The organism is Saccharothrix mutabilis subsp. mutabilis (assembly GCF_039521145.1).
GTDB classification, from domain to species: Bacteria; Actinomycetota; Actinomycetes; order Mycobacteriales; family Pseudonocardiaceae; genus Actinosynnema; species Actinosynnema mutabilis.
This window is the reverse complement of record NZ_BAAABU010000001.1, coordinates 297,408-312,399: the sequence shown is the minus strand read 5'-3', so window position 1 is coordinate 312,399 and position 14,992 is coordinate 297,408. Positions and strand designations below refer to the sequence as shown.

At 72.8% G+C, this 14,992-nt stretch carries 17 protein-coding genes; 5 read left to right on the top strand and 12 right to left on the bottom strand.

Annotated features, from left to right (window positions below; all coding sequences use genetic code 11):
• Positions 1-11: 11 nt before the first annotated feature.
• Entirely contained in the window at positions 12-389 is a 378-nt protein-coding gene (locus ABD126_RS01440) for a hypothetical protein (protein WP_343931708.1), read from the bottom strand.
• A gap of 74 nt (positions 390-463) precedes the next feature.
• Positions 464-1,135 (bottom strand): DsbA family oxidoreductase, encoded by a 672-nt coding sequence (locus ABD126_RS01435; RefSeq protein WP_343931707.1) that lies wholly within the window; start codon positions 1,133-1,135, stop codon positions 464-466.
• 67 nt (positions 1,136-1,202) lie between these two features.
• Here ABD126_RS01435 and ABD126_RS01430 point away from each other — a divergent pair, with 67 nt between their 5' ends.
• Positions 1,203-1,547, top strand: coding sequence for a winged helix-turn-helix transcriptional regulator (locus ABD126_RS01430; protein WP_343931706.1), 345 nt, complete (start codon positions 1,203-1,205; stop codon positions 1,545-1,547).
• 4 nt (positions 1,548-1,551) lie between these two features.
• Here the strand turns inward: ABD126_RS01430 and ABD126_RS01425 are convergent, their stop codons facing one another.
• From ABD126_RS01425 to ABD126_RS01400, 6 genes are all read right to left on the bottom strand, one after another.
• Positions 1,552-2,523 (bottom strand): zinc-binding alcohol dehydrogenase family protein, encoded by a 972-nt coding sequence (locus tag ABD126_RS01425; RefSeq protein ID WP_343931705.1) that lies wholly within the window; start codon positions 2,521-2,523, stop codon positions 1,552-1,554.
• 22 nt (positions 2,524-2,545) lie between these two features.
• A complete protein-coding gene (locus ABD126_RS01420) occupies positions 2,546-3,088 on the bottom strand; it encodes a potassium-transporting ATPase subunit C (RefSeq protein WP_343931704.1) in 543 nt (180 codons plus the stop codon).
• On the bottom strand, positions 3,085-5,091 hold the full coding sequence (gene kdpB / locus ABD126_RS01415) for a potassium-transporting ATPase subunit KdpB (protein WP_343931703.1): 2,007 nt from the start codon (positions 5,089-5,091) through the stop codon (positions 3,085-3,087). Before kdpB ends, ABD126_RS01420 begins: the two co-directional genes overlap by 4 nt.
• Positions 5,088-6,710 carry a potassium-transporting ATPase subunit KdpA gene (gene kdpA / locus ABD126_RS01410; RefSeq protein ID WP_343931702.1) on the bottom strand — a complete coding sequence of 541 codons (1,623 nt, stop codon included), beginning with the start codon at positions 6,708-6,710 and terminating at the stop codon, positions 5,088-5,090. The genes kdpB and kdpA overlap by 4 nt, the downstream gene beginning before the upstream one ends.
• Positions 6,710-6,811, bottom strand: coding sequence for a K(+)-transporting ATPase subunit F (gene kdpF, locus ABD126_RS01405; RefSeq protein ID WP_343931701.1), 102 nt, complete (start codon positions 6,809-6,811; stop codon positions 6,710-6,712). The genes kdpA and kdpF overlap by 1 nt, the downstream gene beginning before the upstream one ends.
• Before the next feature lie 224 nt (positions 6,812-7,035).
• Complete coding sequence (locus tag ABD126_RS01400) at positions 7,036-7,983, bottom strand: LysR family transcriptional regulator (RefSeq protein WP_343931700.1); 948 nt, start codon at positions 7,981-7,983, stop codon at positions 7,036-7,038.
• Between the two features lie 151 nt (positions 7,984-8,134).
• Between ABD126_RS01400 and ABD126_RS01395 the strand changes: the two genes are divergently transcribed.
• Positions 8,135-9,064 (top strand): M64 family metallopeptidase, encoded by a 930-nt coding sequence (locus tag ABD126_RS01395; protein ID WP_343931699.1) that lies wholly within the window; start codon positions 8,135-8,137, stop codon positions 9,062-9,064.
• Positions 9,065-9,081: 17 nt separating this feature from the next.
• Here ABD126_RS01395 and ABD126_RS01390 read toward each other — a convergent pair whose 3' ends face one another.
• On the bottom strand, positions 9,082-9,297 hold the full coding sequence (locus ABD126_RS01390; RefSeq protein WP_343931698.1) for a DUF6343 family protein: 216 nt from the start codon (positions 9,295-9,297) through the stop codon (positions 9,082-9,084).
• Positions 9,298-9,621: 324 nt separating this feature from the next.
• On the opposite strand from ABD126_RS01390, the gene ABD126_RS01385 reads away from it, so the two are divergent.
• Positions 9,622-10,890: a hemolysin family protein gene (locus ABD126_RS01385; protein WP_343931697.1), complete on the top strand. Its 1,269-nt coding sequence runs from the start codon at positions 9,622-9,624 to the stop codon at positions 10,888-10,890.
• 107 nt (positions 10,891-10,997) lie between these two features.
• Here ABD126_RS01385 and surE read toward each other — a convergent pair whose 3' ends face one another.
• The 3 genes from surE to ABD126_RS01370 form a co-directional block, all read right to left on the bottom strand.
• A complete protein-coding gene (gene surE / locus ABD126_RS01380; protein ID WP_343931696.1) occupies positions 10,998-11,738 on the bottom strand; it encodes a 5'/3'-nucleotidase SurE in 741 nt (246 codons plus the stop codon).
• Between the two features lie 97 nt (positions 11,739-11,835).
• Entirely contained in the window at positions 11,836-12,759 is a 924-nt protein-coding gene (locus ABD126_RS01375) for a 1-phosphofructokinase family hexose kinase (protein WP_343931695.1), read from the bottom strand.
• Positions 12,760-12,798: 39 nt separating this feature from the next.
• Positions 12,799-13,533: a DUF6292 family protein gene (locus ABD126_RS01370; protein ID WP_343931694.1), complete on the bottom strand. Its 735-nt coding sequence runs from the start codon at positions 13,531-13,533 to the stop codon at positions 12,799-12,801.
• 117 nt (positions 13,534-13,650) lie between these two features.
• Here ABD126_RS01370 and ABD126_RS01365 point away from each other — a divergent pair, with 117 nt between their 5' ends.
• Positions 13,651-14,403 carry an MBL fold metallo-hydrolase gene (locus ABD126_RS01365; protein WP_343931693.1) on the top strand — a complete coding sequence of 251 codons (753 nt, stop codon included), beginning with the start codon at positions 13,651-13,653 and terminating at the stop codon, positions 14,401-14,403.
• Positions 14,404-14,432: 29 nt separating this feature from the next.
• On the top strand, positions 14,433-14,900 hold the full coding sequence (locus tag ABD126_RS01360; RefSeq protein WP_343931692.1) for a PaaI family thioesterase: 468 nt from the start codon (positions 14,433-14,435) through the stop codon (positions 14,898-14,900).
• Positions 14,901-14,992 lie beyond the last annotated feature (92 nt).

Genomic DNA, 14,992 nt, shown 5'->3' with positions numbered 1-14,992 from the left:
ACGCGGCCGGCTCAGTCCGCCGGGTCGGGTTCCCGCGCGGCGCTGCCCACCGAGCCACCCGCCTCGTCCGCCGACTGCCCGCGCCCCACCGCCTCGGCCGCATCCTCGGCCGCCACGGGGTCCTGCGCGTCGTCCGGCTCCTCCTCGGCCAGCCGGTCCTCCAGCGGGCGCGCGTGGGCCTGCTCGTACGGCGTCATCCCGTACTTGTCCACCCCCGACCACCGCTCGGGCGGGTCCATGCCGGCCTCCAGCGGGTCGGCGCGGAGGCGGTCCTCGTCCAGGTCCTCGGCGCTGTTCAGAGCCACCGGGTCGGTCTCGACCGCGTCCGGCGCCCCGGTGTCCTGCGGCGCCGCGTACGACGCCAGCTCGTCGCCCCTGTCAGTGCTCATGCAGTGCGTGTACCCGTCCGCACGCGCCTCAACCCGATCAAGACGCGGTGCGAGTCGGCCGAGCACCACCGCCGTTACGCCGAGCACCCGTCCGCGCGGCACGCGTCCACGTCGTCCGCGACGGTGACCGGCCGGTCCGCCCACGCGGTCTCCAGGGCCTTCGCGAACAGCTCCTCCGGCTGCGCCCCGGACACGCCGTAACGCCCGTCCAGCACGAAGAACGGCACCCCGTTCGCCCCCAACCGCGACGCCTCCCGCTGATCGGCGCGCACCGCGTCCAGGTACTCCCCCGAGTCCAAGACCCGCTTCACCTCGTCCGCGTCCAACCCGGCCTCGACGGCCACCTCGACCAGCGCCTCGGCCGTGAACAACGACCGCGCCTCCCCGAAGTGCGCCTCGAACATCCGCCGCAGCACCTCGTGCTGCACGCCGCGCTCCCGCGCCAGGTGCAGCAGCCGGTGGGCGTCCAGCGTGCCCCCGACCTCGCGGTCCGTCCGGTACGCCAATCCCTCGCCGCGTGCCAGCTCGGCGACCTGGTCGTCCATCCCCGCCGCCCGCGCGCCGTACTTCGCGGTCAGCATCGCGGGCACGGGCTCGGTGTGCGAACGGCCCGGGTCCAGTTCGAACGACCGGTGGACCACCTCGACGTCGTCCCGGTGCGCGAAACCCGCCAGGGCCCGCTCGAACCGGGCGGTGCCGATGTAGCACCACGGGCAGACCAGGTCGCTCCAGATCTCGACGCGCACGGTGTTCCTCACGAGTACACTAACCGACGGAAAGCACTAACCATTCCACAGTACACGGGGGTCCGGCGTGAACTTCGACGTCTTCGCCAAGGACTGCCCCTCCCGCGAGGTCCTCGACCACCTCACCGGCCGCTGGGGCGTCCTGGTCCTGGCCGGCCTGCGCAAGGGCCCCGCCCGGTTCAACGCGCTGCGCCGCCGGGTCGACGGGGTGAGCGAGAAGATGCTCGCCCAGACCCTCCAGGCGCTGGAGCGCGACGGTTTCGTGCACCGGGAGGTCCTCGCCGCGATGCCGCCCAGCGTGAACTACTCGCTGACCCCGCTCGGCGAGTCCACCGCCGACCACCTGCTGGCGCTGATCGAGCACCTCGAAGCCAACATGCCCGAGGTCCTGGCCGCCCGCGCCGAGCGCTGACCGGTCACGGCACCAGCACGGCCGCGCCGTTGACCCGGTCGGCCGCCAGGTCCGCCAACGCCACGTCGGCCCGGTCAAGCGGGTACTCCGTCGTGGTCACCGTCAGGCGGTGCTCCCCCGCGAAGGCGAGGAACTCGCGGGCGTCCGCACGGGTGTTCGCCGTGACACTGCGCACCTGCTTCTCGTAGAACAGGTGCCGCTGGTAGTCCAGCACGGGCACGTCGCTGAGGTGGATGCCCGCGATCGCCAACGTCCCACCCCGGTCCAACGCCTCCAGCGCGGGCAGCACCAACTCCCCCACCGGCGCGAACAGCACGGCCGCGTCCAACGGCTCGGGCGGCCGGTCGAACGCGCCGCCCGCCGACGCCGCCCCCAGCGACAGCGCCAACTCCCGGGCCGCCGCGCTCCGGGTCAGCACGTGCACCACCGCGCCCCGGGCCAACGCCACCTGGGCGGCCAGGTGGGCGCTCGCCCCGAACCCGTAGATCCCCAACCGGCCACCCGGCGGCAGCTCGGCCCGCCGCAACGCCCGGTAACCGATGATCCCGGCACACAACAAGGGCGCCAGCTCGACGTCCCGGTACCCGTCCGGCAGCACGTGGGCGAACGCCGCCGGCACGGTCGCGTACTCCGCGTACCCGCCATCCGCGTCCCACCCCGTGTAAACGGAGGCGGGACACAGGTTCTCCGCTCCACGCACGCAGTACCGGCAGGTCCCGCAGGTCCCGCGCAGCCACGCCACGCCCACCAGCGTCCCCGCCGGCAACGGCCCGGCGACGACCTCGCCCACCACCTCGTGCCCCGGCACCACCCCGGGCCGGTGCACCGGCAGGTCACCCTCGGCGACGTGCAGGTCCGTCCGGCACACCCCGCACGCCCGGACCCGGACCAGGACCTCCTCCGGCCCCGGCTCGGGCACCGGCTCCTCGGACGGCGTCAGCGGCGGTCCCGGGCGCAACACTCTCCACGCACGCATGACCGCCACTGTGCCGCACCCGTCAGCGCGCCGCCTCCAGCGCGCGGTTCAACGCCGTCACGTTCACCCCCGGCTCACCCACGAAACCCAGCCCCCGGCCGTCGGTGTGGGCATCGACCAGCCGTCGCACCACGTCCTCGCGCAACCCGTTCACCCGGGCCACCCGCGGCGCCTGCAACAGGGCGTAAGCCGGGCTGATGTGCGGGTCCAGGCCGGACGCCGACGCCGTCACCGCGTCCTGCGGCACCTCGTCCGGGGTCACGCCCTCCCGTTGCGCCACAAGGGCACGGCGTTGCGCCACCACCGCGTCGTAGTCCGCGGCACGCTCCCCCTTGTTCGACCCGCCGGACGCGGGCAGGGACGCCATCGACGGCCGGGTGTGGAACCACCGGTCCCCCTCCCGGTCCACGGCCACCAGGGTCGTGTCCACGGCCTCGGCGTTCGCGCGCAGGCCCGGCAGCCGGGACACGCCCCACACCGCCAACGGGTACAGCACACCGGTCAGGACGGTCAGCACGACCAGGACCCGAAGCCCGGCCAACGTCTGCTTGAGCAAGGACCTCACCCGATTCCAGGGATGTGCCGGACGAGCAGGTCGACCAGCCAGATGCCGACGAACGGCGTGACCACCCCGCCCAGGCCGTAGACCAGCAGGTTGCGCCGCAACAGGGCCGCCGCCCCGGCCGGCCGGTACCGCACGCCCCGCAGGGCCAGCGGGATCAGCGCCACGATGATCACGGCGTTGAAGATCACCGCGGACAGGATCGCCGACTGCGGCGACCCCAGCCGCATCACGTTGAGCCGGTCGAGCTGCGGGTGGATGGCCGCGAACATGGCCGGCAGGATCGCGAAGTACTTGGCCAGGTCGTTGGCCACGCTGAACGTGGTCAGCGCGCCGCGCGTGATCAGCAGCTGCTTGCCGATCGCCACGATTTCGATCAGCTTGGTCGGGTCGGAGTCCAGGTCCACCATGTTCCCGGCCTCCTTGGCGGCGGAGGTGCCGGTGTTCATGGCCACGCCGACGTCGGACCGGGCCAGCGCGGGCGCGTCGTTGGTGCCGTCGCCGGTCATCGCGACCAGCTTGCCGCCCTCCTGCTCGCGCCGGATCAGCGCCAGCTTGTCCTCGGGCGTGGCGTCGGCCAGGTACTCGTCCACGCCCGCCTCGGCGGCGATCGCCGCGGCGGTCAGCGGGTTGTCGCCGGTGACCATGACGGTGCGGATGCCCATCGCGCGCAGTTCGGCGAAGCGCTCCTTCATGCCGGGTTTGACCACGTCCGACAGCCGGATCACGCCCAGCACGACGTCGTCTTCCGCCACGACCAGCGGGGTCCCGCCGGCCGCGCCGATCCGGTCCACGACCCGCCGGGCTTCGTCCGACAGCGTGAACCCGCTCGCCGCGCCCTTGCGCAGCCGCCGCCCGTCGAGGTCGATGCCGCTCACCCGGGTCTGCGCGGTGAACGGCACCACGTCGCCGGTCTTCTCGTGCTCGGACGCCTCGGCGGCGCGGCCGTGCCCGGTCACGCACAGCTCCACGATGCTGCGGCCCTCGGGGGTGCCGTCGGCGAGGCTGGCCAGGCGCACGGCGTCGACCAGCCGGTCCAGGTCCGTGCCGTCGACCGGGATGAACTCCGTGGCGCGCCGGTTGCCCCAGGTGATGGTGCCGGTCTTGTCCAGCAGCAGGGTGTCGATGTCCCCGGCCGCCTCGACCGCCTTGCCGGACGTGGCCAGGACGTTGCGCCGCACCAGCCGGTCCATGCCGGCGATGCCGATGGCGCTGAGCAGCGCGCCGATCGTGGTGGGGATCAGGCACACCAGCAGCGCGGTCAGCACGACCACCGACTGCTCACCGCCGGAGTGGACCGCGAACGGCTGCAACGCCACCACGGCGAGCAGGAAGATGATCGTCAAGGTGGAGAGCAGGATCGTCAACGCGATCTCATTGGGCGTCTTCTGCCGCTGCGCGCCTTCCACCAGCGCGATCATGCGGTCCACGAAGGACTCGCCGGGTCTGGTCGTGATGCGCACGACGATCCGGTCCGACAGCACGGTGGTGCCGCCGGTCACCGCGGACCGGTCGCCGCCGGACTCGCGGACCACCGGCGCGGACTCGCCCGTGATCGCCGACTCGTCCACGGTCGCGATGCCCTCGACCACGTCCCCGTCGCCCGGGATCACCTCGCCTGCCTCGACCACCACGAGGTCGCCGACCTTCAGGTGCGCGCCGGGCACGGTCGTGCCGTCGGTGAGCCGCGCGACGGCCTCGGTCTTGGTGCGCCGCAACGACTCCGCCTGCGCCCGGCCGCGCCCCTCGGCGACCGCCTCGGCCAGGTTCGCGAACAGCACGGTGGCCCACAGCCACACCGCCACCGCGACGGTGAACACGCTCGGCTGCCCGAACGCGAACACCGTGACCAGCGCCGACCCGACCCAGACGACGAACATCACGGGGTTGCGCACCTGGTGGCGCGGGTGCAGCTTGCGCAGCGCCTCGGGCAGCGAGCCGGCGAGCCGGCGGGGGTGGAACGCGCTGCCGGCGACTTCCGGCGCACGCACTTGCGTGGTGGTCACAGCAGAGCCTCCGCGATGGGACCGAGGGCGAGAGCGGGGACGAAGGTCAGCGCCGCCACGAGCACGACCGCCCCGGCGAGCAGACCGGCGAACAGCGGTCCGGTGGTGGGCAGCGTGCCCGCCGTCACCGGCACCTTCCGTTGCGCGGCAAGCGATCCGGCCAGGCACAGCACGGCCACGATGGGTACGAACCGGCCCAACGCCATGCACACGCCCAGCGACGCCTGGAACCAGTCGCTGGTGACCGTGATGCCGCCGAACGCGCTGCCGTTGTTGTTGGACGCCGACGCGTAGGCATAGAGGATCTCCGACAACCCGTGCGCGCCTTCGTTGCCCAGCACGCCTGGTGTGCTCGGGAGGATCGCCGTGATGCCCGCGCCGACCAGCAGGACCGTCGGCATGGCCAGGATCGACACGGCGGCGGCCGTCACCTCGCGCCGGCCGAGCTTCTTGCCCAGGTACTCCGGCGTGCGGCCGACCATCAGGCCCGCCAGGAACATGGCGATCACGGCCATCACCAGGATGCTGTAGAGGCCCGTGCCGACCCCGCCCGGCGTCAGCTCGCCGAACAGCATGTTCAGCAGCGTCGCGCCGCCGCCCAGGCCGGTGTAGCTGTCGTGCAGCGAGTTGACCGCGCCCGTGGACGTGCCGGTGGTGGCGTTGGCGAACAACGCCGAGGACGGCACGCCGAACCGGACCTCCTTGCCCTCCAAGGGCCGCAGCCCGTGCGCCTCGGCCGCCCAGATCACCGCGAGCATCGCGCCCCACAGCGCGCCCATGACGCTGAGCAGCACGTACCCCTGCCGCCGGTCGCCGACCAGCGTGCCGAACGCGCGGGTCAGCGACACCGGGATGAGCAGGATCAGGAAGACCTCGACCAGGTTGGTCCACCCGTTCGGGTTCTCGAACGGGTGCGCGGAGTTGGCGTTGAGCACGCCGCCGCCGTTGGTGCCCAGTTCCTTGATGGCCTCCTGGCTCGCGACCGGGGCGGTGGCGACGGTCTGCCCGTCCACCTCGACGCCGGAGCCGAAGCTCATCACCACGCCCAGCGCCACCAGCACGACGGCGAACACGAACGCGACCGGCAGCAGGACGCGGACCGTGCCGCGCACCAGGTCCACCCAGAAGTTGCCCAGCCGGTCGGTGCGGTGCCGCACGAAACCCCGGACCAGGGCCACGGCGACGGCCATCCCGACGGCGGCGGACACGAAGTTCTGCACGGTGAGCCCGACGACCTGCACGGTGTGGCCCAGGACCGTCTCCGGCACGTAGGACTGCCAGTTCGTGTTCGTCACGAAGCTGACCGCCGTGTTGAACGCCATCCCCGGCGCGACGTCACCGCGGCCGAAGTCGAACGGCAACGCCGACTGGACCCGCTGGAGCACGTAGAGCAGCACGATTCCCACGAACGAGAACCCGAGCACCCCATAGGCGTAAGTGGTCCACCGTTGTTCGACGTCCGGGTCCACGCGGACCACCCGGTAGATCACGCGTTCCACCCGAAGGTGGCGCTGCGAGGAGTACACCCGGGCCAGGTAGTCGCCGAACGGCCGGTGCACCGCGGCCAGGGCGAGGATCAGCGAGCCGACCTGGAGCAGGCCGGCGGTGGTCGGCGACATCAGAACCTCTCCGGCCGGACCAGCGCCACGACCAGGTAACCGATCAGCAGCAACGCCAGGACGCCGCCCACGGCGTTGGCCACCACCCCCGTGCCGCTCACAACCTCTCCAGACCGCGCACGCCCAGCGCGAGCAGCGCGAAAACCCCGATCAGCAGCAACGCGCAGGCCAGGTCGGCCATGCCCTTCACCCCTCGACGAACCGTACGAGCCGTTCACGCCGAGAGCGTCCGTCCGAGTTGATCGGGATCAGCGTGGCCTGACGGGTCCTTGATGACCCCGACCGCGTCCTTTACGGGTCGTTGACGGCCCGCGAGACGTGCCTCTCACCCCGGCTGGACGGACCGGAGCAGGTCGAAGTGGGCCGTGCGGTCGCGGACGTGCGCCCAGTACGCCTCGCGCGCCAGGTCGGCGATCGCCTCCAGCCGGGCGGCCAGCACCCCGTCCCGCCGGCACACGACGACGTGCCGCATCCACACCGGGCTGCCCGCGATGGGCCGCACCACGACGTCCGCGCCGGACGGGTACACCGGCTGGCACGGCGCCACCGCCCGCCCCGCCGCGACCAGCGCCCGGATCGAGTCGCTGCTGGAGATCGAGTACCGGACGCGGGGCCGGAACCCGTGCTGCTCGCACACCGCGTGGAAGCAGTCCGGCCAGCCCGCGCCGTCCGACGGCGTCATCACCCACGTCCGCTCGGCCAACTCCCCCAACGGCACCTCGTCGCGGCGCGCCAACGGGTCCCCGGCGGCGACGGCGACGAACACCGGTTCCCGCGCGATCGGCTCGCACGCCATCGCGGCCGTCGAGTGCAGCTCGTAACCGGGGTAGTCGACGGTCGTGGCGACGTCCAGGCGGCCGGCCGCGACCAGGTCCCACAGCAGGGCGGGCGAGTAGTCCATGGTCAGCCGGACCTCGTGGTCGGGCAGGTGGTCGCCCAGCCGTTCGGCCAACCCGATCGACACCGACCCCACGACCCCGCCCAGCGCGACGACCGTGGTGGCCTGTTGGGTGAGCCGGGCCGCGTCGCGCCGCAACTCGGCCACCCCGTGCAGGATCGCGCGGGCCCGCAGCAGCACGAAGTCCCCCACGAGCGTCGGCGCCATGCCCTGCGGCAACCGCGCGAACAGCGGCGCGCCGATCTCCTCCTCCAGCCGCTTGAGGCGCGCGGACAGGGCGGGCTGGGACATGCGCAGCACGGCGGCGGCTTTGGTGAGGCTGCCGGTCTCCGCGATCGCGCACACCGTCCGCAGGTGGCGCAGCTCCAGCTCCATCGGTCGAGCGTAGGCAGGCGGCGGTGACCGCATCAATCGCCGGCGCATAATCCAGGTCGATCGGAAACGCTATTTCCGCCGACGGGAGCAGCGGCCCCATAGTGAGCGACGTTCCGGCCTCACGGTTCCCTGCACGGAATGGAGCGCTCCCATGCGCATTCTGCCCGTCCTCGTAGCAGCCGCCCTACTGGCGCAACCACTCACCGCCACGGCCGCACCCACGGTGGTCAAGGAGGTCTTCGCGCCCGACGGCACCATCACCCGGGCACGCGTGGCGCAACCCCCGACCGATGCCGCCCTGGTGGCCACCGCCGCCGAGGTCGTGCCCATCCAGCAGACCGGGCCGTCGTCGTCCCGCTTCGACCTGGTCTTCGTGGGCGACGGCTACACCGCCGCCGAGATCGGCGCCTTCCACCAGCACGTGGTCGCGCGTTGGGCGGAGCTGAGCGCGATCGAGCCCTACAAGTCGCTCAAGCAGTCGTTCAACGTGTGGCAGGTCAACGTGATCTCGCAACAGTCCGGTGTGGACAACGACCCGACCAGGGGCGTCCGCCGTGCCACAGCGCTGGACATGTACTTCTGGTGCGGCAACATCGAGCGCCTGTTGTGCGTGAACGAGACCAAGGCCCGCCAGTACGCCGCTTCCGCGCCCGAGGCGGACCAGATCCTGGCTCTGGCCAACACCACCAAGTACGGCGGCGCGGGCGGTGGCGTGGCGACGTCGTCCGGTGGCAACGCGCAGGCGACGTGGATCGTGGCGCACGAACTGGGCCACTCGGTGGGAAGCCTGGCCGACGAGTACGACTACCCGAACGACCTCTACACGGGCAACGAGCCGACCGAACCCAACGTCTCCACACACACCAGCGCGCAGATGGCCCAGCACCGCGTGAAGTGGTACGCGCACCTGGGCAAGTCCTCACCGGACGGCGGCGTGGTCGGCACGTACGAAGGCGCTTACTACCACCGGCGCGGCGTCTACCGCCCCACGGAGAACTCGCTCATGCGCAGCCTGGGCAGGCCGTTCAACGTCATCGGCCTGGAAACCATGCGCGCGGCCATCCTCGCCCACACCCACTGACCCGACCGCCGCGACGCTCACCCGGGGTCGCCGCGCCGCTTGCGGTGCACCACCCAGGCGAAGTCCACCACCAGCCCCACGGCGATCAGGACCAGGAACACCGCCAACCCCCGGTAGTCCGCCCGCCACAGCAGCACGGCAACCCCGGCGTTGAGCAGCACCCCGAACCCCGCCAGCCACAACCGCAACGTCAGCGCGCTGCGGGGCGGGGCAGGGGGCGGCAGTTCGTCCATACCGACCGGGTTCCCCGGTTCCTCCCCGGGAACCCTCCGGGAATTGTCGTACCCCGCCGGCATCCTCACCCATGACCGAGTTCGTGACCGGAAGGGGTGCGTGATGACGATCGAAGTGGCGGGCAAGCGGCGGCGGCAGACCTCGTGTCCACACCCCTGTCCCACGCCGCCCTGGTCACCCGCTACGCGACAGACGACTGGCCGTCCTGACGGCGACACCCCTCCCCGAGGCCGGCGAGCACCACCCGGGACCAGCGAGCACCAGCCGGGACCAGTAGCGTCGCCGGGGTCCGATCGAAGGTCGCGACCGGTTCGGGAGTCGGGGTGGACGGGTACGGTTTCACGCTCGCGTTGGTCGCGGTGCTGGTGGTGCTGAACGCGGTGTTCGCGGGGAGCGAGATGGCGCTCATCTCCCTGCGCGAAGGGCAGTTGCGCACGCTCGAACGGGAAGGAGGCGTCACCGCGCGCAAACTCGTCCGGCTCGCCCGGGACCCCAACCGGTTCCTGGCCACGATCCAGATCGGCATCACGCTCGCCGGCTTCCTGGCGTCGGCGACGGCCGCCGTGTCGTTGGCGAAGCCGCTCGTGCCCCTGCTCGACCCCCTCGGGGGCGCGGCGGAGGCGGTGGCGGTCGCGCTGGTCACGGTGGTGCTGACGTTCCTCACCCTCGTGTTCGGCGAACTCGCGCCGAAGCGGCTGGCGATGCAGTACGCCCTGCGGTGGGCGCTGCTGGTCGCCCGGCCGCTGGACTTCCTGTCCTCGGTGTCGCGGCCGGCGGTGTGGGCGTTGAGCGCGTCGACCAACCTCGTGGTCCGGCTGTTCGGCGGCAAACCGGAGGCCGACGCCGGGCAGCTGTCGCCGGAGGAGCTGCGGGAACTGGTGGAGGTGCAGCGCGGGCTCAACGTCGAGCAGCGGATGATCATCACCGGTGCGCTGGAGATCCACGAGCGCCGCCTGCGGGAGGTGCTGGTGCCGAGGCGGGCCGTGGTGACGCTGGCGGCCGAGACCGACGTGCCGACCGCCCGGGCCGAACTGGCGGCGTCGGGGCACTCCCGCGCGCCGGTCGCGGCGGGCGGGCACCTGGACGACGTCATCGGCGTCGTGCACCTGCGCGACCTGCTCGACGACGACACCACCCTGGTGGAGGTGGCCCGACCGCCGGCGGTGTTCCCGGACTCGTTGCGGGTCTCGGACGCGCTGCGCCGGTTCAAGGCCGAACGCGAGCAGCTGGGCCTGGTCGTGGACGAGCACGGCGCGATCGCGGGCATAGTCACGTTGGAAGACCTGTTGGAGGAGGTCGTCGGCGAGATCTACGACGAGACCGACCGCAACGTCCTGGCGGTGCGCGCGGACGACGACGGTTCGCTGGTCGTGCCCGGCACGTTCCCGGTGCACGACCTGACCGACATCGGCGTCGAGCTGCCCGACGCGCCCGAAGGGGACTACGCCACCATCGCCGGCCTGGTGCTGGTGCTGCTCGGCCGCATCCCGGACGACCCGGGCGACCGCGTGGAGGTGTCCGGGTGGACGATCGAGGTGCTCGGCGTCGAGCACCACGCGATCACGTCCGTGCGCCTCCAGCGGCAACCCTGAACCCGCGCGCTCAAGGCCGACCCAGCCCGGCTCCCTAGTGCGGATGTCGGGGTGCTCGGCACCCGGCTCGCTAGAGCTGGACGTCGGGGTGCTCGGCGCCCGGCTCGCTAGAGCCGGACGTCGGGGTCCTCGGCGACCGAGCGCAGCGCGGTCAGCGTGGCGTGCCCTTCGGCGAGCAGGGCGGCGTCGCTGCCCGGTGTCAGCTCGCCCTCGACCACCACGGTGGTCAGCCGGATCGAGCCGTCGTCGGTCTCCTTGACCCGGCTGCGCACCATGCCGAACTCCGCCAACCCGGCCGTGCGCGGCGGACCGGACTCCGGCTGGTTGGGCACGTTCAGGTTGAACGCCACGCCCGGCGGCAGCTCCGCGAGCCGGTCGAACAGTCCCGAGGCCACGGTCACCGCCGTGTCCCAGTGCAGGAGGTCACCCGGCTCCAGACCCACGTCCAGCGACACCGCCAGCGCCCGCGCGCCGTTGATGGACGCCGTGAGCGCCGCGCCGACGGTGCCCGAGTGCAGCACCGCCCGCCCGACGTTCGCGCCCCGGTTCACCCCGGACAGCACGACGTCCGGCGGGTCGCCGAACGCGCCCTGCGACGCGACGAGCGCGATCAACCCGGGGTGCGCGGCGACGGCGTAGGCGGGCACGCCGGCCAACCCGGGCAACGACCGCCGCTCGACCTCCACCCGCCGCTCGTCCTCGGCGGCGGTCAGCCCCGCGCTCGTGCCGCTGGACTCCCGCGCCGGCGCGGCGACCACGACCTGCCAGCCGTGCGCCGCCGCACCCCGCGCCAGGGCCGCCAACCCCGGCGAGTCGATCCCGTCGTCGTTCGTGATCAACACCTTCACCCGTCGTCCTCCCACCGCTCGCTCCGCGCCTTCACCCGTCCACCCTCCGCTCGACCCGCACGCCTCACCCGTCCACCCACCGCTCGACCCGCACACGTCACGCGTCCACCCACCGCTCGACCCGCACCCGGCCGACCAGCTCGCGCACCACGTCGCCGCTGCCCGACCCCAGCCCGTGCCGGGTGATGTTCACCGCGCCCGCCGCCGCGCCCAACCGCACGGCGTCCACCAGCGAGTCGCCCCGCGCGAGCCCGGCCGCCAGCCCGGCCGTCATCGAGTCCCCGCCGCCGCGGGTGTCCACCGGGGTCAGCTCCGGCGACGACACCAGCAGGAACTCGCCCTCGACCAGCGCCAACGTGTCGTCCGACGCCCGGGACACCACCACCGCCCCGGCCCCCGTCGACGCCACCTCCCGGCACGCCTTCGCCAGGTCGCGCAGCTCGTCGGACGCGGCCAACCCGTCGGCCACCAGCTCCTCGTGGCTGACCTTCACCACCGCCGGCCCGCCGGCCAGCGCCGCGGCGAGCCGGTCACCGGACAGGTCGACCACCACGGTGCAGCCGTTGGCCCTCAGGTCGCGCGCGAGCCGCTCGTACACCGAGTCGGGCACGGGCGCGTCCTCCTCGGCGGGTCCGCTGAGCACCGCCACCCCCGCCGACAGCGCCTCGACCAGCGTCATCTCGTACAGGTCGTCCAGCTCGTGGCGGGTCAGCGCGTCGGCGGGCATCCGGACCACCTCGTCCCGCGCGCCGTCGCGGCGGTCGTGCACGTAGCCGCCGTTGCGCGCGGCCACCTCGCGCACCTTCAGGTCCACCCCGATCAGGTGGCTGAGCACCTCCCCGGTCTCCCCGCCCAGCGCCGCGCACACCACCACGTCCACCCCGAGGGACCGGATCATGCGGGACACCCACACGCCCTGCCCGCCGGCGTGGATGTGGATGTCGGGCTGCCCGTCGAGCTGCTCCACGGTCACTGTCAACTCCGGCGACGGTGCGAACACCGCGACACGACCTCTCGTCATGCCGGTCGTTTACCCCGTCCGGCGCGGCTCGACGCGCGATCACGCCCCTTCGCTGCGGGCCGGCGGGCAGATGTCGAGGACGTGGTCGGCGTCCGTCGCCCGGATCGGCTTGAGCACGCGGGCGGTCGTGACCACCACGGTCACCGGCACGTGCGCGCGCAGCGCCCGCCGGTGGACGTCGATCAGCATCGCGATGCCCCGCGCGCCCAGGAAGTCCACGTCGGCGAGGTCGATCACCAGCGATGACGGCCGGTTCCCCAGCTGCGCCACCAGTTCCGCCCGCACCACGTCCACCGTGGCCGCGTCGATCTCCCCGGACACCGTGGTCACGATCGCGTCCCGCCGCCGCGTGCTGTGCACGGACACCGGCGCGAGGACCTCCGGCCGGTTGGCCTCCCGCAGCCGCGCCAGCAGGCTCGGGCCTTCGCACCCGGGCGCGGTGTCGGGCGGCGGGTCGCCGTGCAGCAGGCGCGTCGCGAACCGGGCCACCACCTCCACCCGCGGGACGACGCCCGGCAGGTCCGCCACGACCAGCAGGTCCTCGCCGCAGCCGGTCTCCACGGCCACCGACCACCCCTGCCGCTCGTCCCACACCAGCGCGACGTCGCGGTCCGGGTGGGAGGGCAGCCGCCCCTCCAGCGCGAGGTACGCGGTGGCGGGCGGACCGGCGTCGTAGCACCAGCACTCGCCGGACAGGTCCAGCGCGTCGCCGATCCGCTCGACGTAACGGCGCAGTTCCCGGGCCGTCGTGTCGTCGAAGTCCACGTCCTCCACCGCAACCACCGCCCAGCCCCGGGAGCAACCGCGTCAGGTAGGGGTACCCCGCCGCGGCGATCAGCGAATCGGCCGAAAGCGGCTGTTCCGATCCAGTGATCGGTCATGCTGGGCGGCATGAGGGGTGTCAGGGTGCTCGGGGGTTGCGGGGCGTACCCGGAGCCGGGGCGGGCGTGCAGCGGTTTCCTGGTCGAGTGGGACGGCTTCCGCGTGGTGCTGGACTTGGGCTACGCGACCCTGCCGAGGCTGCTCGACCACTGCCCGGACGGTGACGTGGACGCGGTCGTCATCACCCACGAGCACCCCGACCACTGCGTGGACCTGCACGGCCTGTTCCGCCTGCGCCACTACGGACCGGCCACCGCCCGCCTGCCGCTGTACTGCCCACCCGGCGTGCTCACCCGGCTGGCCGCGCTCGAACCCGAGGTCCCCCTGACCGCCGTGTTCGACGTCCACGAGCTCCCCGGCCGCCACCGCGTCGGCCCCTTCACCCTGACCGGCGTGCCCCTCCCCCACTACGTGCCCAACGCCGGCGTCCGCCTGGAGGCCGACGGCGTGGCCATCGCCTACACCGGCGACACCGGGCCGACCCCGGCCCTGGCCGATCTCGGCCGGGACGCGGACCTCTACATCGTCGACGCCACCGACCGCGTCGGCGAGACCGCGCAGCCGTGCCGGAACCTGCTCACCGCCGCCGAAGCCGGCCACTGGGCCACCCGAGCCGGCGCCCGCCGCCTGGTGCTCACCCACTTCTGGCCGGGCAACGACCGCGCCGCCGCCGTCGCCGCCGCGAGAGCCGAGTTCACCGGCGAGGTGCTCACGGCCGAGGAGGACCTCCTGGTCCCGCTACCGGACGTCTCGGGCCGGTGACGCTGCGGTGTCCGCCTACATTGGACGCCGTGACCAGCACCGCTCTGACCAGCATCCAGGAACGCCTCTACCCGACGCTGCCGTGCTTCGGCTGCGGGCAGGCCAACGACAAGGGGCTGCGGCTGCGCAGCTACCCCGGTCCGGACGGCGTGGTCATCGCGTCGTTCACGCCGTGGCCCGAGCACGACAACGGCCTGGGCTATCTCAACGGCGGCATCATCGGCACCGTCCTGGACTGCCACAGTGCCGCCGCGGTGATGCTGGAGGCCGAACGCCAGGGCTGGCCGCCCCTGGGTGACGCGGCCCTGTCGTACGTGACGGCCGGGCTGGACGTGCGCTACCTGCGGCCGTCGCCGCTGCACGACGCGGTCGAACTGCGCGCGGTGGTCAAGGAGGCGACGGAACCGCAGATCACCGTGGAGGTCACCCTGGTCTGGGACGGCAAGCCCCGCGCGGAGGCCACCGCCGTCTGGAAGCGCTGGCGCCCCCGCACCTGATGCGGCACACGGGTTCCCACCACCCGCCGCACGCGACGATCGGCAGGGGCCGCGCAAGCCGCGCGACCCCTGCCGTATCTCATATCTGATAT